At 67.0% G+C, this 17,250-nt stretch carries 17 protein-coding genes; 10 read left to right on the top strand and 7 right to left on the bottom strand.

The window, feature by feature from the left end; all coding sequences use genetic code 11:
• Positions 1-38: 38 nt before the first annotated feature.
• Entirely contained in the window at positions 39-803 is a 765-nt protein-coding gene (locus ACK41U_RS05930; protein WP_409677229.1) for a coniferyl-alcohol dehydrogenase, read from the top strand.
• 31 nt (positions 804-834) lie between these two features.
• Here the strand turns inward: ACK41U_RS05930 and ACK41U_RS05935 are convergent, their stop codons facing one another.
• Complete coding sequence (locus ACK41U_RS05935) at positions 835-1,500, bottom strand: FadR/GntR family transcriptional regulator (protein WP_409677231.1); 666 nt, start codon at positions 1,498-1,500, stop codon at positions 835-837.
• Positions 1,501-1,757: 257 nt separating this feature from the next.
• On the opposite strand from ACK41U_RS05935, the gene ACK41U_RS05940 reads away from it, so the two are divergent.
• The 6 genes from ACK41U_RS05940 to ACK41U_RS05965 all read left to right on the top strand — a co-directional run bounded on the left by ACK41U_RS05940 (position 1,758) and on the right by ACK41U_RS05965 (position 7,803).
• The gene (locus ACK41U_RS05940) at positions 1,758-2,960 is read left to right on the top strand and encodes a mandelate racemase/muconate lactonizing enzyme family protein (protein WP_409677233.1); all 1,203 of its coding nucleotides are present in this window, start codon (positions 1,758-1,760) and stop codon (positions 2,958-2,960) included.
• Complete coding sequence (locus ACK41U_RS05945) at positions 2,957-3,727, top strand: SDR family oxidoreductase (RefSeq protein WP_409677235.1); 771 nt, start codon at positions 2,957-2,959, stop codon at positions 3,725-3,727. The genes ACK41U_RS05940 and ACK41U_RS05945 overlap by 4 nt, the downstream gene beginning before the upstream one ends.
• Positions 3,727-4,776, top strand: coding sequence for an L-idonate 5-dehydrogenase (locus tag ACK41U_RS05950; protein WP_409677237.1), 1,050 nt, complete (start codon positions 3,727-3,729; stop codon positions 4,774-4,776). Before ACK41U_RS05945 ends, ACK41U_RS05950 begins: the two co-directional genes overlap by 1 nt.
• Before the next feature lie 32 nt (positions 4,777-4,808).
• Entirely contained in the window at positions 4,809-5,825 is a 1,017-nt protein-coding gene (locus ACK41U_RS05955; protein WP_409677239.1) for a TRAP transporter substrate-binding protein, read from the top strand.
• A 65-nt stretch (positions 5,826-5,890) separates the two neighbouring features.
• Complete coding sequence (locus ACK41U_RS05960) at positions 5,891-6,490, top strand: TRAP transporter small permease subunit (protein WP_409677241.1); 600 nt, start codon at positions 5,891-5,893, stop codon at positions 6,488-6,490.
• 50 nt (positions 6,491-6,540) lie between these two features.
• Positions 6,541-7,803: a TRAP transporter large permease subunit gene (locus ACK41U_RS05965; RefSeq protein WP_409677364.1), complete on the top strand. Its 1,263-nt coding sequence runs from the start codon at positions 6,541-6,543 to the stop codon at positions 7,801-7,803.
• Between the two features lie 73 nt (positions 7,804-7,876).
• Here ACK41U_RS05965 and ACK41U_RS05970 read toward each other — a convergent pair whose 3' ends face one another.
• The 6 genes from ACK41U_RS05970 to ACK41U_RS05995 form a co-directional block, all read right to left on the bottom strand.
• Positions 7,877-8,569, bottom strand: coding sequence for an aspartate/glutamate racemase family protein (locus tag ACK41U_RS05970; RefSeq protein ID WP_409677243.1), 693 nt, complete (start codon positions 8,567-8,569; stop codon positions 7,877-7,879).
• Positions 8,570-8,638: 69 nt separating this feature from the next.
• A complete protein-coding gene (locus ACK41U_RS05975; protein WP_409677245.1) occupies positions 8,639-10,237 on the bottom strand; it encodes an ABC-F family ATP-binding cassette domain-containing protein in 1,599 nt (532 codons plus the stop codon).
• A 319-nt stretch (positions 10,238-10,556) separates the two neighbouring features.
• Positions 10,557-11,750 (bottom strand): M20 aminoacylase family protein, encoded by a 1,194-nt coding sequence (locus tag ACK41U_RS05980; protein WP_409677247.1) that lies wholly within the window; start codon positions 11,748-11,750, stop codon positions 10,557-10,559.
• Positions 11,731-12,282, bottom strand: coding sequence for a TRAP transporter small permease (locus tag ACK41U_RS05985; protein ID WP_409677249.1), 552 nt, complete (start codon positions 12,280-12,282; stop codon positions 11,731-11,733). Before ACK41U_RS05985 ends, ACK41U_RS05980 begins: the two co-directional genes overlap by 20 nt.
• A gap of 28 nt (positions 12,283-12,310) precedes the next feature.
• A complete protein-coding gene (locus ACK41U_RS05990; RefSeq protein WP_409677251.1) occupies positions 12,311-13,282 on the bottom strand; it encodes a TRAP transporter substrate-binding protein in 972 nt (323 codons plus the stop codon).
• Between the two features lie 22 nt (positions 13,283-13,304).
• A complete protein-coding gene (locus tag ACK41U_RS05995; RefSeq protein WP_409677253.1) occupies positions 13,305-14,588 on the bottom strand; it encodes a TRAP transporter large permease in 1,284 nt (427 codons plus the stop codon).
• Positions 14,589-14,623: 35 nt separating this feature from the next.
• Between ACK41U_RS05995 and ACK41U_RS06000 the strand changes: the two genes are divergently transcribed.
• From ACK41U_RS06000 to ACK41U_RS06010, 3 genes are all read left to right on the top strand, one after another.
• Positions 14,624-14,854, top strand: coding sequence for a hypothetical protein (locus ACK41U_RS06000; protein ID WP_409677255.1), 231 nt, complete (start codon positions 14,624-14,626; stop codon positions 14,852-14,854).
• Between the two features lies 1 nt (position 14,855).
• Complete coding sequence (locus ACK41U_RS06005) at positions 14,856-15,725, top strand: LysR family transcriptional regulator (RefSeq protein WP_409677257.1); 870 nt, start codon at positions 14,856-14,858, stop codon at positions 15,723-15,725.
• A 313-nt stretch (positions 15,726-16,038) separates the two neighbouring features.
• Complete coding sequence (locus ACK41U_RS06010; protein ID WP_409677259.1) at positions 16,039-17,004, top strand: helix-turn-helix transcriptional regulator; 966 nt, start codon at positions 16,039-16,041, stop codon at positions 17,002-17,004.
• The last annotated feature ends 246 nt before the right edge of the window (positions 17,005-17,250 follow it).

The raw sequence follows: 17,250 nt of genomic DNA on the forward strand, positions 1-17,250 counted from the left end.
CCCGGCGCGGACGGCCCCTTTCATCACAAGGACGGATCATGGCACTGACAGGAAAAACCATCGTCATCACGGGCGCATCCTCGGGCATCGGGGCCGAGACCGCGCGGCTGGCCCGGTTTCAGGGCGCCCGCGTCATCGGGCTGGACCGCAACGACCCGGCGATCACGCTGGACGGGTTTTACAAGGTCGACATGGCCGACCCCGCGGCGATCGACATGGCAGTCGCCGCGCTGCCCGACCGGGTGGATGCGCTGGTCAATGCGGCGGGCGTCTCGGGGCTGGCCGACCGCGATCTGGTGGCGCGGGTCAACTATCTGGGTCTGCGCCACCTGACCGAGGCGCTGGTGCCGCGCATGAGGGGCGGTGCGGTCGTCAATCTGGTCTCGATTCTGGGATTCGACTGGCAGGCCCGGCGCGACGCGCACAGGGCGCTGGCCGGAACGGCGGGCTTTGCCGCAGGCCATGACTGGCTGGCCGCCCACCCGGTGCCGCAGGACAGCTGCTATCAGTATTTCAAAGAGGCGCTGATCGTCTGGACAAAGATGCGCGGATACCGGCTGTTCATGGATCACGACATCCGCATGAACGCGGTCGCCCCCGGCCCGGTGATGACCCCGATCCTGGGCGAGTTCGTCCAGATGCTGGGGCCCGACCGCGTGGCCGCCGATGCCGCGAACATCAAACGCCCCGCCATCGCCGACGAGGTCGCGCCCCCGATCCTGTTCCTGTGCTCGGACGCGGCGCGCTGGATTACCGGCGTCAGCCTGCCCGTGGATGGCGGGATCGACGCGCTTTACAGTTGAGGTTCCCCCAGTCCTGACCCGCGCGCGCAGGTCAGACGATGCCCGCACGCAGCAGCACGGCCATGGCATTGACGAAATGCTCGTCCATGGCCGCCTGCGCGGCGGGGGCGTCGCGCGCGCCGATGGCCTGCGCGATCCGCTGGTGACAGCGGATATTCTCGCGCCGGCTGTCATCGTTGCCCCGCGACTGCCAGCCAATCGGCCATGTCTGGCGGGTGATGACGCGGAAACTCTCGATCAGCAGCGCATAGAGCGGGTTGCCCGAGGCCCGCGCGATGACCTCGTGAAAGCGGATGTCCAGTTCCTGAATGGCCGGCTGATCGCTGTCCAGCGCGGTGAACATCCGCGCGACGATCTCGGTCAGCAGGGCCGCGTCGCTGTCGGATCTGCGCATGGCCGCCAGCTCGACCGTGCGCAGCTCCAACGTGCGGCGGGCATCGAGGATCTGCTGGATGCTGACGCCGCCCGTATAGGACGCATGATCCAGCACGACCCCAAGCGCGCTGGCATCGGGCGTGGCCACCCGCGCCTTGCGGCCATTGCCGATGGTCAGGATCCGCAACGTCGCCAGCCCGCGCATCGCCTCGCGCAGGACCGGGCGAGAGACGCCAAGCTGTGCGGCCAGCTTCGTCTCGGAGGGCAGTGTCTGGCCGGGCGACAGCCCTTCGGCGCGGATCAGCGCGCGGATCTCATCCATGGTCCGTCCGACCAGCGACAGGTCCGGGCCGTCGGCACCTGCATCGGATTGTAAGACAGCTTTTTCATTTGTTGACATACCAAATCCAATTTTCAGCTTGATTCATCTTAGCAAAGCTGTTTGTGTCAGCGCCATCGAATACGGCATCTGGAGGGTGCCGGAGGACCAATTAACCCATGCAATATCCTGTCCGGCGTCACTGACGGCCGGCCGAGGCAGACTGCCCGCATCGGGCGGGGCAGCAGACTGGAACGCAGATGAAGATCACCGCCATCAGGACTTTCCGCGCCGAGGAATTCTCGAATCTGCTATGGGTTCATGTCGAAACGGATGCAGGCATCACCGGGCTGGGTGAGACCTTTTATGGGGCCGCCGCGGTCGAGGCGCATATCCATGACACGCTGGCCTCGCGGCTTGTCGGCAAGGACCCGTTGCAGATCGAGGCGCTGCACCGCGAGATGCTGAACCTGCCGATGGCGCAGGCCTCGACCGGGGTGGAACACCGCGCCTGTTCGGCCATCGACATCGCGCTGTGGGACATTTTCGGCAAGCTGTGCGGCCAGCCGGTGCATCAGATGCTGGGCGGCCTCAGCCATGACCGGCTGCGCATCTACAACACCTGCGCGGGCACCCGCTATGTCCGCACCAACCGCATCCGGCCCGTGGACACGTGGAATCTGGGCGGCGCGGACGGCCCGTATGAGGATCTGGACGCCTTCATGACGCGGGCGGGCGATCTGGCGCAGGATCTGCTGTCGAACGGCATCAGCGCGATGAAGATCTGGCCGTTCGACCCGGCGGCGCTGGCCAACAAGGGCATGCATATCACCCGCGATGAGCTGCGCACCGCGATCCGCCCGTTCGAGCTGATCCGCGAGGCGGTGGGCGACAAGATGCAGATCATGGTCGAGCTGCATTCGCTGTGGAACCTGCCCATGGCCAAGAAGATCGCCCGCTGGCTGGAGCCGTTCGAGCCCACCTGGTACGAAGACCCGATCCGCATGAACAACGCGCAGGTGCTGGCGGAATTCGCGGCATCCACCGATGTGTGGACCTGCGCTTCGGAAACTCTGGGCACGCGGTTTGCCTATAAGGAGTATCTGGACCGCGATGCCTGCCATGTGGTGATGGCCGATCTGTGCTGGACCGGCGGGCTGACCGAAGGGCGCAAGATCGCCGCGATGGCCGATCTGTATCACCGCCCCTTCGCGCCCCATGACTGCATCGGCCCGGTGGGCTTTGCGGCGGCGGTGCACATGTCCTTCAGCCAGCCCAACACGCTGATCCAGGAATCGGTGCGCGCCTTCTATGACGGCTGGTATCGCGAACTGGTGACCGAGGTGCCGCGCATCTCGGACGGCCATGTCCACCCGATGGAGGGGCCGGGGCTGGGCACCGAACTGCTGCCCGGTTTCTTTGACCGCGCGGATCTGAGCACACGACTGACGGAGGCTGAATGATGTCGATTTCCCTGTTCGACCTGACCGGGCGCACCGCCCTGATCACCGGATCGTCGCGGGGCCTTGGCCGCGCCTTTGCCGAAGGGCTGGCGGGCGCCGGGGCACGCGTGATCCTGAACGGGCAGGACCCCGCCCGGCTGGAGGCCGCCGCCGCCGAGATGCGCGCCGCAGGCCATGACGTGCTGACGCTGGCTTTTGACGTGGCCGATGAGACAGCCATCGTCGCGGCCTTTGAAAAGCTGGACGCCGAGGGGATCACGGTCGACATCCTGATGAACAATGCGGGCATCCAGTTCCGCCGCCCCATGCTGGAACTGGACAGTGCCGACTGGCGCCGGGTGATCGAGATCAACCTGACCTCGGCCTTCATCATCGGGCGCGAGGCGGCGCGGCGCATGGCCCCGCGCGGGCGCGGCAAGATCATCAATATCGGCTCGCTGACCTCGGAACTGGCCCGCGCGACGGTCGCGCCCTACACGGTCGCCAAGGGCGGCATCAAGATGCTGACCAAGGCCATGGCCGCCGAATGGGGTGAAAAAGGCATTCAGGCCAATGCCATCGGGCCGGGCTATATGGTCACCGACATGAACAAGGCGCTGCTGGAGAACGCCGATTTCGACGCGTGGGTCAAGGCGCGCACGCCGATGCGCCGGTGGGGCCTGCCCGAGGAACTGGCGGGCACGGCGATCTATCTGGCCTCGGACGCGTCGAACTATGTCTCGGGGCAGATCATCTATGCCGATGGCGGCATGATTTCGGTGCTGTGATGATCGCCGTCACGATTTCCCCGCCCCATGACCTGCGCGTGACGGCGCTGGACGCCCCCGCCGCGCCGGGGCCGGGCGAGGTGACGGTGGCGGTCAGCCATGGCGGCATCTGCGGGTCCGATCTGCATTACTATCGCCACGGCGGCTTTGGCACGGTGCGGGTGCGCCAGACGATGGCTTTGGGCCATGAGGTCAGCGGCACCATCCATGCCGTGGGGCCGGGGGTGGACGGCCTGACGCCGGGCGACCCGGTCGCCGTCAACCCCTCGCGGCCCTGCGGGCGCTGTGCCTATTGTCAGGCCGGGCAGCGCAACCTGTGCGCCGACATGCGCTTCAGCGGATCGGCCATGCGCGATCCGCACGAACAGGGGCTGTTCCGCAGCCTGCTGACCGTGCCCGCCGCGCAGGCGGTGCGCCTGCCCGCCGGGGCCGATCTGGCGCAGGCCGCGCTGACCGAGCCGCTGGCCGTCTGCCTGCACGCCATTGGCCAAGCGGGCGACATCGCCGGGCAGAGCGTGCTGATCTCGGGTGCGGGGCCGATCGGCTGTCTGGCGGTGGCGGTCGCGCGCCATGCCGGGGCGGGCCGGATCGTGGTCACCGACATCGCGCCCGACCGGCTGGACATGGCGCGGCGGATGGGCGCGGATGACTGCCTCGATCTGGCGGCACAGCCCGATGCGCTGGCGCCCTTGCAGGCGGGGCGGGGCACGGTCGATCTGGCCATCGAATGCTCGGGCGCGGATGCCGCCCTGCATGCGGGTTGCGCGGCGCTGCGCCCGGCGGGCACGCTGATCGTGCTGGGGCTGGGCTCTGAGCCGCCACTGCCCCTGTCGCTGGTCGTGACCAAAGAGCTGCGCCTGCTGGGCAGTTTTCGCTTTGACGCCGAATTCGCACAAGCCGCGCAGCTGATCGCCGGGGGGCGGATCGACGTGACCCCGCTGATCAGCGCCGTCTTTCCGGCGGCGCGCGCCGCGGACGCCTTTGCCGCCGCCGCAGGGGGCGGGGCGATGAAGGTGCAGCTGGACTTTACCGACAGCGAGACCCGTTGACACAGATTTCACACTTGGGGGAGGAGACCCGAATGAAGATCACCGCACTTGGCCACAGCGTGGCCGCACTGGCCCTGATGGCCGGCGCCGCTGGCGCACAGGAATTCAGCTTCCGCTTTCAGTCCTCGGACCCGGCGGGCAATCCCAATTTCATCTTCCAGCAGGAATGGACCGATACGGTCAACGAGATGACCGACGGCCGCGTGGCGATCGAGCTGCTGCCGGTCGGATCAATCGTGGATTACCGCGAGACGCAGGATGCGGTCGGCGCGGGCCTGCTGGACGGGCATATCACCGACACCTCCTATTTCGCGGGCCGCGACCCGGCCTTCGGGCTGATCGCCAACCCGGTGGGAGCCTGGGCCTCGCCCGAGCAGATGATCGACTTTGTCGAAAATGGCGGCGGGTTTGAGCTGATGAACGAGCTGAACAACCCGTTCGGGATGCAGTTCATCGGCGTCTCGACACCGGGGCTGGAGGCCTTCGTGTCCCGCGTGCCGCTGAATTCGGTCGAGGATCTGCGGGGCGTCAAGGTCCGCTCGCCCGAGGGGCTGATCGCGAACGTGTTTCAGGCGGCGGGCGCCGCGCCCGTCAACCTGCCCGCCTCCGAGGTGTTCACCTCGCTGGACAAGGGCGTGATCGACGCCGCCGATTATTCGGTGTTCTCGGTCAATCAGGAACTGGGCATGAACGACATCGCACCCCATCCGGTCTATCCGGGGTTCCATTCGCTGCCGCTGGTCGAAGTGTCGATGAACAAGGCGAAATGGGACGCGCTGCCCGAGGATATTCAGCAGGCGCTGACCGCCTCGGTCAAGGTGTTCCAGGAAAATCAGGTCGGCACCCTGATGGAGCGCGACCTTGAAGCCGTCGAGGCCGCCCGCGCGGGCGGCGAGATCACCGTCCATGACTGGTCCGATGAGGAACGCGCCAAGTTCCGCAACATCGCGCGCGGCGAATGGGAGAAGATGGCTGTCCAGTCGCCCATGGCGCAGAAGGTCTATGACACCCTGACCGCCCATCTGCGCGACCGCGGGCTGATGGAATAAGGCACCTGCGATGCGGACCGGCGGGCGTGTCCCGCCGGTCCCCCCTTGCGGCCAAGGAGATGCCGATGACGCCCCCTGTCCCCCCGACCGTGCTGCCCGATGGCGTGCCGGTCCCGCCCGAAATCCGCGCAGGCATCAGCGGCGCCATGCCCGAGGCCGGGCTGCTGGGCCGCTGGATCTTTCGCGGCGGCTATCTGTTCGCCGCAGGTCTGGTGCTGGCAGCGGCGATCCTGCTGGTCGAGGTCTTCCTGCGCTATGTCCTGAACGCCCCCACCCGGTGGGCGCATGAGACGACGACGACACTGTGCGCGCTGGCGTTTCTCTATGGCGGCCTCTTTTGTGCCGCGCGCAACAGCCATATCCGGGTCGTGCTGATCTATGACATGCTGAGCGGGCGTGCCCGCCGCGCGCTGGAGGCGGTGATTGCCGCCGTCTCGGCGCTGGCCTCGGGCATGTTCGCCTATGCGGCCTGGACCATGGCGGACCGCGCGCTGTACACGCCGGGCGGAGAGTTCCGGCCCGAACGGTCCGGTTCCAGTTGGAACCCGCCCACGCCCGCGCTGATCAAGACCTTCCTGCTGATCGTGATGCTGGCCCTGACGGTGCAGTTCCTGATCATGGCCATCAACCACGCCCGCCGCTTCCGGCAGGGAGATCCGCTGTGAACGCCGTTCTGGATCTGGCCGCCATCGGCATCGGCCCCGCCACGCTGATGATGTTCGGCCTGCTGGTCGCGCTGCTGCTGACGGGGCTGCCGCTGGCGCTGGTGACGCTGCTGGTCGCGCTGTCATTCGCGCTGCTGGGCTTTGGGCCGATGGCGGTGCCGCTGATCGCCTCGCGCATCTATACCTTCGTGGACAGCTTTGTCTTCGTGTCAGTGCCGATGTTCGTGCTGATGGCGGCGTTGCTGGACCGCTCGGGCATCGCGCGCGATCTGTTCGACGCGATGAAGCTGGTCGGGCGCCGCATCCGGGGCGGGGTGGCGGTGCAGACGATCTTTGTCGCCGTGATCCTGGCCGCCATGTCGGGCATCATCGGCGGAGAGATCGTGCTGCTGGGCCTGATCGCGCTGCCGCAGATGCTGCGGCAGGGCTATGACCGCAAGCTGGCCATCGGGGTGGTCTGCGCGGGGGGCGCGCTTGGCTCGATGGTGCCGCCCTCGATCGTGCTGATCATCTATGGGCTGACGGCCAATGTCTCGATCGGGGATCTGTTCACGGCGGCCTTCGTGCCCGGCTTTCTGCTGGCGGGCCTCTATGTGGCCTATGTGCTGATCCGGTCCTATACCTCGGACCATATCGCGCCGATGCCCGATCTGACGCCCATTCCGGGCGCCGAAAAGCGCCGCCTGCTGAAGGGGCTGGCTTTGCCGCTGCTGGTGGTGTTCGTGGTGCTGGGCTCGATCTATGGCGGCATCGCATCCGTCACCGAGGCCTCGGCGGTGGGGGTGGCGGGCGTGCTGGCCTCGACCGTGCTGCGCGGCGAGTTCAGCTTTGCCATGCTGCGCGATTCCGCGATGCAGACGCTGGCGACGGTGGGCATGATCGTCTGGATCGGCATCGGCGCCACCGCGCTGGTGGGGGTCTATAACCTGATGGGCGGCATCCATTTCGTGTCCGGCCTGATCATCGGCATTTCCGACAATCCGACGGTGATCGTGCTGGTGATGATGCTGATCCTGTTCGTGCTGGGTGCGTTTCTGGACTGGGTGGGCATCGCGCTGCTGACGATGCCGATCTTTGTGCCGATCATCAAGACGCTGGGGCTGGACCCGGTCTGGTTCGGGGTGGTGTTCTGCATGAACATGCAGATCAGTTTCCTGACCCCGCCCTTTGGCCCGGCGGCCTTCTATCTGAAATCCGTCACCCCGCCCGAGATTTCACTGGGCGAGATCTTTCGCGCGCTGCTGCCCTTCATCGGGCTGCAGATCATCGCGATCGGGCTGCTGATCGCCTTTCCGCAACTGGCGGTCTACTGAACGGGGCAGGTGACAGCACGCCCGTTGTCACCTGTCCCGACCCGCGATGCGCGTGGCCTGCGGGACGGGCCGCCTAATTCAGTGCGCGGGCGACGGCGGCCTGACAGTGAAGTTCGGTCGTCGAGAACGAGGGGATCGGACAGTCGCCGGGGGCAAGCAGCAGCGGAATTTCGGTGCAGGCCAGCGCGACCGCATCGGCGCCGCGTCCGGCCAGCGCCGACATGATCCGCTGATACCCGGTGCGGGTCTCGTCGGGAAAGCGGTTATGCACCAGCTCGTCATAGATGCTGTCGTGGATATAGGCTTTCTCATCCTCGTCCGGGATGATCGCCTCCAGCCCGTGCTGCGCCAGAATATCGGGGTAGAAATCGCTTTCCATCGTCTTGCGCACGCCCAGAATGGCGACCCGGCGCAGGCCCTGTGCCTTGACCGCCGTGGCCGTCACCTCGGCGATGTGCAGAAAGGGGATGTCGATCTGCGGCTGGATCGCGGGGACGAACCGGTGCACGTCATTGCAGGTGATGACGATGAAATCCGCGCCTGCGGCCTCGATTGCGCGGGCCGAGGTCAGGATCTGGGCGCAGGCGGCCTCCTCGTCGCGGCGCCCGATCACGGCATCGACATAATCCTGCCGGTTGACGCTTTCCAGCACGATCCGGGCCGAGGTCACGCCACCTGCGACCTGCTGCATGATCTCATTCGTGCGCCGGTAATATTCGGCGGTCGAAACCCAGCTCAGCCCGCCGATCATTCCGATTTTCTTCACGTGACATGCTCCTTTGGCGGAAATGTAGCGAGGTGGCCAGCGGGGTGCAAACCGCTGCTGTCGGCACGGTCAGGCACCCAGCTGCACGGTTCTGTCCGGCGCCAGCGAGGTCAGGAAGCCCGCATCATGGCTGACCACCAGAACCGCGCCATCATAGGCGGCAAGCGCGGATTCCAGCGCGGCGATGCCATCCAGATCAAGGTGATTGGTCGGCTCGTCCAGAATCAGCAGCTGCGGTGGCGGCACCGCGCCGAGGGCGCAGGCAAGGCCCGCGCGCAGGCGCTGACCGCCGCTGAGATCGCGGGCAAGGCGCAGGGCGTCGCGCGCACGGAACCCGAACCGGGCCAGCGCCGCGTGTGCCAGATGCGCATCCGCCAAAGGGTTCAGGCGGCAGAAGTTCTCGTGCAGCGTCTGCGCCGGATCGAGCAGGCCCAGATGCTGGTCCAGCAGGGCGAAGGGGACCAGCGGTTCGGCCGTGCCGTGCAGTGCTGCGATCTGGCCGGTGATCAGCCGCAGAAGCGTGGTCTTGCCGCTGCCATTCGGCCCGGCGATGACCACGCGTTCCGGGCCGGTGAGGGTCAGCGACAGGTCGCGGATGACCGGGTGGTGGGGATCATGGCCGCCGGTCACGCCCTCCAGCCGCAGGACCGGCTTGCCGGGGGGCAGGCCGGTCGGGGGGATGTCCATGCGCAGGGGCAGCAGCACCTCGATCCGGTCGCGGGCGGCGGACAGGGCGTCCTCTGCGGCCTCGCGCCGGGCATCGCGCAGACGGGCGCCGGCGCCGCCCGACGCCTCGGCCCGGCCCCTGGCGGCATCCATCTGGATTTTGGGCTGATCCCCTTTGGCCCGCGCCCGGTGCCCGGCGCCGTCCTTGCGCGCCTTGCGCTCGGCAGCCTGCCGGGCACGGCGGGCGGTTTCGGCGCGGGTCTTTTCGGCATGGGCAAGATCGCGCCCCACAGCCTCCAGCTCCGCATCCTTGCGCTGACGGAAGGCGCTGTAATTGCCGCCATGGCGGGTGGCGCCAAGCGGGGTCAGCTCGACGATGGCGTCCATCTGGTCCAGCAGCGCACGGTCATGGCTGACGACGATCGCGGCCTTGGCCCAGCCACGAAGAAGGTCGGTCACGGCCCTGCGTCCCTCGCGGTCGAGGTTGTTTGTCGGCTCGTCCAGCAGCAGGATGTCGGGATCGGCCAGGATCAGCGCGGCAAGCGCTGCGCGGATGCGCTGACCGCCCGACAGCGCCGCCAGCGGCGTCTGCGGCCCCGCATCAAGGCCCAGGCGCAGCAGCGCAGCCTCGATCCGGGCGGGCAGGGTCCAGTCGGCATTTGCCAGATCATCTGCGGCCAGTTCATCCGTGGCGGCCAGCCCCGCCCCGGCCCGGTCCAGCAGATCCAGCGCGCGCCGGACGCCGAACAGATCGGCGATGGTCTGTCCGGGCTGCTCTGCCCCGTCCTGCCGCATCATGCCGACGGTGCCGGAAACCCTGACCTGCCCCGAAGCCGGGCGCAGATCGCCCGCAATCAGCCGCAGCAGCGTGGTCTTGCCGGTGCCGTTGCGCCCGGTGATGCCGCTGCGTTCAGGGCCGAAGGTCAGATTGATGTCGCGGAAAAGCGGGGTGCCGTCAGCCGTGGACCACGACAGGGCAGAGAGGGAGACGAATGCAGACATGGGACAGGACTTCTAGCAGCGAAACCGAAGGGGCGAAGGCTGTGAGGTTCATGTCCATGTCGGTTGGTCTCCGGTCTGTGCGTCATCGGAATTTAGGCGCGATGCGCGGGCATCGCAAGGGCAGGGGCAGGGGGCAGGCGCAGGGGCAGGGGTGGGCCATCGGCCCCCGGTCAGAAGATCAGCGACAGAATGCCGATCACGACCAGCAGGCCGATGATGAAGATGATGCCGATGGCGCCGCCGAGGAATTTGAGCATGGTCGTCTCCTGTGATTGATCAGGACAACCTCGGCGGCGGGCAGCGGTTCCGCGCCGGGACCTCAGTCCCCGCCCAGTTCGGCGGCGACAAGGCCCAGCCAATAGGCGATGCCGATGGGCAGCAGCGCGTCGTTGAAATCATAGCGCGGGGTGTGGACAAAGGCCGCGCCGGGGCCGTCGCCGTTGCCGATCATCACATAGGCACCGGGCACCTTTTCCAGCATGAAGGAAAAATCCTCGCTGCCGCCGACCGGAGGCGCGGCGCCGTCGACGTGATCCGCGCCCAGAACCCGCGTGGCGACGGCGATGGCGGTGGCTGTCTCGCGGGCGCTGTTGATCAGCGGCGGGTAGCGGCGGGTATAGATCAGCCGTGCGGTGACGCCGTGGGGGGCGGCGCAATGGCTGGCGAAGCTGCCCAGGCTGTCCTCCAGCAGATCGCGGATCCCGGGGCGGAAGGACCGCGCCGTGCCGCGCACCGTCACGCGGGCGGGGATGATGTTGGGGCTGTCATAGCTGCCCGCCGCGATATGACCGACCGAGATCACCGCCGCGTCATTCGCGGGCACCTTGCGCGAGATGATCTGCGCCAGCGTGGCGATGAACTGCCCGGCAGGCACGGTCGGATCGCTGCCCGCATGGGGCATGGCGCCATGCCCGCCGCTGCCCTCGAAGATCACCTCCCATGTGTCGCCTGCGGGCATGAAAGGGCCGGGGCGGGTCTGCAGGTGCCCCAGCGGATGCTGGGGGCCATTGTGCAGACCATAGACCGCGTCGCAGGGGAACAGGTCGAACAGCCCGTCATTGATCATCACGCGGGCGCCGCCCAGCCCCTCTTCTGCGGGCTGAAAGATGAAATGCACGGTGCCGGCGAAATCGGGGTCGGCGGCCAGTTTCTCGGCGGCGCCCAGCAGCATCGTGGTATGGCCGTCATGGCCGCAGGCATGCATGCGCCCCGGCACGGTCGAGGCATGGGGCAGGCCGGTCGCCTCTTCGATGAACAGCGCGTCCATATCGGCGCGCAGGCCGATGGTGCGCGTGCCGGGGCGTTTGCCGCGCAGGGTGCCCACGACGCCGGTGCCGCCAAGGCCGCGATGCACCGCGATCCCCAGCCCCTCAAGGAAGGCCGCGACGATGCCAGAGGTGCGGATCTCTTCGAACGCGGTTTCGGGGTGGCGGTGGATGTCGTGGCGGATTGCGGTCAGGCGCGCGATGAAATCGGTGTCAGTGCGGATCGTGTCAGGCGTGGCGGGCGTCATGGCTGTCCTTGTCGGCGGCGGGCGGAACGGTCAGGCCCTGCGCCAGCTGCGCAAGGCCGTGGATGAAGATGGCGGTGATAAAGATCGGCACGGTGGCGGCCACGAAGATCAGCGGCATGCCAAAGCTTTCGGCGGTGTTGTTCAGGCTGCGGGCCAGAAAGGACCGCGCCGGGTTCAGGCCGGGACCGAAGAAGCAATAGAACAGGATCGGCCCCAGAAAGACGACCACCGCCGCCCCGCGCAGCAGCGCCGCCAGTTGCCGCACCGGGCGCGGCAGACGGGCGGGCACCTGCACAAGGCTGGGGTCGAACCCCGCCTTGAACGAGATGCTGGCCCCCAGCAGGCCGACCCAGACCATCGCATAGCGCGCCGCCTCTTCGGTCCATGCCGGGGGGGCTGCGAACCCATAGCGCGCGACGACCTGCAGCGCGATGAACGCCACCATCGCCACAAGACAGACCAGCGCGACCCCGCGCAGCACGCGGTCGATGCCGTCGCTGAGCCACAGGATGGCGGATGCAAATGCAGTCATGGGAACCTCCTGCCGGGGCTGTCCGGGATCAGTCGAGATGGGTGGAGATGAAATCGACATCCGCCTGCGGGACGATCTGGTTCCAGACCCCGCGCGTGGTCTCGATAAAGCGGTCGCGTTCGCCGTCGGCCAGCGGCGTGATCTCGATGCCGCCCTGCTGGATGACCTGCTCGAAATAGGGGGCCTGTTCGGTGGCCCAGCTCCGGTTTGCCGCAATGCCTGTGGCGATGGCGTCGTCAACCCAGCCTTTTTCTTCGTCGGACAGGGTGGAATACCAGTCCTCGGACAGCATCACGACCTTGGGGACCGAGCCCGCGTCCAGCGGCGTGAAATAGTCCAGCAGTTCCACCTGACCCGCCGCCACCACGGTCGAGGGCGGGTTGAAATGGCCGACCGCCACGCCGGTCTGCAAGGCGTTGGGCGTCTCGGCCCAGGACACGACGGTCGGGCGCGCGCCCCATGCGGTAAAGACCGTCACCTGATCGCCGTTCTGCGCGCGCAGGCGCATGTCGGTCACGTCTTCCAGCGTGGTCACCGGCTTTTGCGTGTTGAACAGCCCAAGCGAGCCGCCGCGCATCACAAAGCCCGGCACCCGGATGCCCTGATCGCCCGCCTGATCGTTGATGCGGTCCAGCGCGCCCGACGCGTCGACGATCCGGTCGAAATCGGCGTCATCGCGCGACAGGAAGGGCAGAAACAGCGCCGAGGCGAAATCGGACACCTTCATCAGCGCGCCGCCATTGGCCAGGTTCATCTCGATCAGCCCTTGCGCGGTCTGGTCCAGACGCTCGTTCTCGCCGCCCATGCTGTTGGAGGGATGGACGGTGACGGTCACGCCATGTTCGGCCATCGCATCGCTGAACGCCTTGATAAAGACGAACTCGGCGTCGTTCTGCAGGTCTTCGGTTCCGGCAAAGGCCACGGTGATGTCATCCATCGCCCAGCCGGCGCCCGACAGGGCCAGCAGGCTGACAGAGGCGGCAAGGATCGTGTTTTTCATGGTTTTCTCTCCTATTGGGTGTTCAGTTCATCAGTCCAAGATAGCGGGGCAGCGTCAGCGAGATCGCGGGCACATAGATCAGCACGCCCAGCAGGATCAGCTCGACCACCAGAAAGGGCAGGACCGCGCGGACCAGCCGCCAGTAGCCGATCCCCACCACGGTCGAGAGGATCAGCAGCACACCCCCCAGCGGCGGGGTCAGCAGGCCCACGGTCAGGTTGAAGCCGATCAGGATGCCCATATGCACCGGGTCCACCCCCAGCACGATCGCGGGCGGGATCAGCAGCGGGCCCAGCAGCGCCACGGCGGCCTTGACGTCCATGATCATCCCGGCGGCCAGAAAGATCAGGTTCAGCACGACCATATAGCCCATCGGCCCAAGGCCCAGATCACCGATCAGCGCGCCCAGCTTGCGCGGCAGCTGCTCGACCGAGGTGAGGTAGCCAAAGGTCGCCACCGCCACCAGAATGACAAAGACCGCGCCCGACAGCATGACCGTCCGGTTCAGCGATTCGATCACGTCGCGCCGGGTCAGGCGGCCATAGAACAGCCCCACGCCCAGTGCGGCGATGGAGGCGACGGCGGCCGCCTCGGCCGGGGTCATGAAGCCGAACAGGATGCCCGACAGGATGATCACCGGCAGCGCCAGCGCGGGCAGCGCGGTGACCAGCGAGGCCCAGAAGGGCGGAATGTCGGACCCCTTGCCGCCCGGATGGTCATGGCGATGCGCCATGATGGCATTGACGACCATCAGAACCGCCGCCAGCAACAGCCCCGGCGCCACGCCCGCCGCGAACAGCGCCACGACCGAGGTGTTCATCAGCGCCCCGTAAAAGATCAGGATGATCGAGGGCGGGATGATCGGCCCGATGATCGAGGACGCCGCCGTCACCGCCGCCGCATAATCACGGCTGTATCCCTGCCGCTCCATTTCCGGGACCAGCGTGTTGCCAAGCGCCGCCGCATCCGCCGTGGCCGAGCCCGAGATGCCCGCGAAGAACACCGAGGTCATGATGTTGACATGCCCCATGCCGCCCTTGAACCGGCCCAGCATCGACAGCGAAAAGCGGATCAGCGCCTCGGTCACGCCGCCCCGGTTCATCAGCTCTCCGGTCAGGATGAACAGCGGCATGGCCAGAAAGGCGAACATGTCCAGCTGGCTCATTGCGCGCTGCGGCAGGGCCGCCAGATAGCGCGTCTGGTCCAGACTGAAAAAGCCGATGATCGTGGCGCCGCCCACGAAATACGCGATGGCAGAGCCCGACATCAGCGTGGCGATCAGGAACAGAAAGGGCAGAATGGGCATCGCAGCGTCTCCTTTCCGGCGACCCAACGAAAGGCATGACCCATACGCAATACGAATTAATTTGCAGCATGTATGCGTTGTTGCTATGGGTTGTGTTGTATCAGAACGATGAATCCGTTTCCGACGCGCGGTGTCATGCCTTGACCCGCATGCAGGTTTTGCGGCCTGCTGATGCGATTTCGGGCGGAATGATCAATTTCAAGGCATCTGAAAACAGTGAACGGTCTCAATCTTCACCGCCTGCAGATCTTCCGGACCGTCTTTGAGATGATGAGCATCAGCGCCGCCGCGCGCCAGATGCGCCTGTCGCAGCCCACGATCAGCCGCCATATCGCCATTCTGGAAGACGAACTGCGCTTTGCGCTGTTTCACACCATCGGCGGGCGGCTGGAACCCACATGGGAGGCGCAGCGCCTTTACGCCGAAAGCGGCGGGCTGTTCGAGCGGCTGAACCTGCTGGAAGGTTCGGTCGATTCCATCCGGCGCGGACAGCAGGAATCGCTGCGGCTGATGGCCTCGACGGTGCTGGCCATGACGCTGCTGCCCCCGGCCATCGGCGCGCTTTACGCCCGCTTTCCGGATCTGGAGATCGTCGTGGATGGCGGGCGCCAGAAGGTGCAGCTTGCGGCGCTGCGCGACGGCTCGATCGACCTTGCGGTGGGCGGCGCGCAGGCCAACCGGCCCGATCTGCGCCAGACCGTGATGGGCAAGATGCCACTGGTCGCCGTGCTGCCGCGCGGCCATCCCCGCGCCCGCGAGGCGGCCTTTGATCTGGCGTGGCTGGCCGAGGGGGGGTGCGTCATGCACAACCCGCGCGGGCCGATGGGCAGGCTGATCCTGGCCGAGATGGACCGGCGCGGCATTGCGCCGGGGCGTCACATTCAGGCGCTGAACATCATCTTTGCGGTCGCCCTCGCCCGCGCGGCGGGGCTGTGCACGATCACCGACCGGCTGACGGCGCAGGCGATGGCGCCCGACATGCGCCAGCTGCCCCTGTCCCGGCCGATCGGGCTGGACCTTGCGGTGCTGGAGATCGCCAGCCAGCCCCGCCGCCGCGTGACGGACGCGTTCTGCGAGGAATTCACCAAGGTCTTTCGCGCGGGCATGACGGGCGACGACGGTCCCTCCGGCCCCTGATCACCCGGACCATATCCATCATGTCCGATCTGACAGGGCGTACCCTGAAGATCCCGGAGCGTTGTCACGGTTTCATCCGTGAACCCTGTCCGCTTTGACCGCATGATGGCATCGCGGGCCATGGCGTTGGACCTGTGGCTGAACCTGACAGGACCGGGGGCCGTCGCAAAGACGCGCGGCGAGTGCCGACATCAAGACCGATCGCGACGGTATGGCGGGAAACGGGGCGGGCTTGCCCGGATGCCTGACGGGCATGCGGCGCGTGCCGGGATGGCTGGACAGATCGGCGCGGTCTTGCCTATCCTCTCAGGTCATGGCGCTTCACACCCTCTCGGCCTCATGTCTGGACACGCAGGTCCGCGTCGGCGCGTTTCAGGACGCGGTTGCGATGATGTGCCAGCTGGAGATTACGCCCGATGATGTGGCGGGCTTTCGCTCTGAGACGGCGATCGGTCTGGTTCCGGGGGCGATTCTGGGGCGCAGCATGCATTCGCCCTGTCAGGTCCGGCGCACGGCTGAACTGGCGGCGGCCGGGTCGGACAATGTGATGATCCACGCCCCGCGCAGCGGCGCCTTCCGGATGCACCAGCGCGGCGCGGCCGAGGTGATCTGCACGCCCGGCCAGATCTATATCGACCCCAACGAACTGGACGGCAATGCCAGCTTTCTGGACACAGGGAACGAGGCATTTTACATCTCGTTGCCGCGCAGTCTGGTCGCGGGTCTGCGCGGGGTGAACGACAAGCTGCGCCAGCGGATCGAGATCACGCCGCAATGGCGGCTGTTTCTGCGCTATGGTGAACTTGTCATGGCCGAGCTGGACGGCCTGTCGCCCGGTCAGGCGGCACAATCGGCGCGGCATCTGCACGATCTGGCGCGGTCGGCCTTTGGTCAGGGCGATCCCGGTCCGCTGGCGGGCACGATGGCGGCGCGGCTGCGCGTGATCCGGGACGATATCGAGGCCTGTCTGTCCCAGCCCGATCTGTCGCCGGGGGCCATCGCCGCGCGGCACGGCATCTCTGAACGCTATCTGCGGATGATGTTCGCCGCCGACCAGACCAGCTTTCGCGCCTATGTGCTGGAGCGTCGGCTGCGTCGCGTGCATGCCGCCCTGTGCAGCCCCGATGCCGCCGTGACCACGATTGCCCAGATCGCGGGGGCGGCGGGCTTTGACGATCTGTCATGGTTCAACAACAGCTACCGGCGCAGGTTCGGCCAGACGCCGCGCGACACCCGGGCCGAGGCGTTGTTCGCCGACCCCCGCCGCCGGCAAGACTGACCCCGCCCGCCACCCGCCTGCCGCCCGCCTGCCGTCTGGCCCGGACCCCTTCCGGCCAGCCCAAGACGCAACCCCGCCGGGCCGCTAGGATTCGCACAGCTTCATGTCGGCAAGGATCGGGGATGTGGGATTTTTCTGTCGGGTTTTGTTCTGGCGCCGATCTTTGGACGGGCCGCGAAGGCCGCGCTGACCGCGCCCGAGGCCCGCACCGTGACGGGACAGCCCGCCCGCATCATCCGGGCGCCA

This window comes from Paracoccus sp. (in: a-proteobacteria) (genome assembly GCF_046289755.1).
GTDB lineage: Bacteria > Pseudomonadota > Alphaproteobacteria > Rhodobacterales > Rhodobacteraceae > Paracoccus.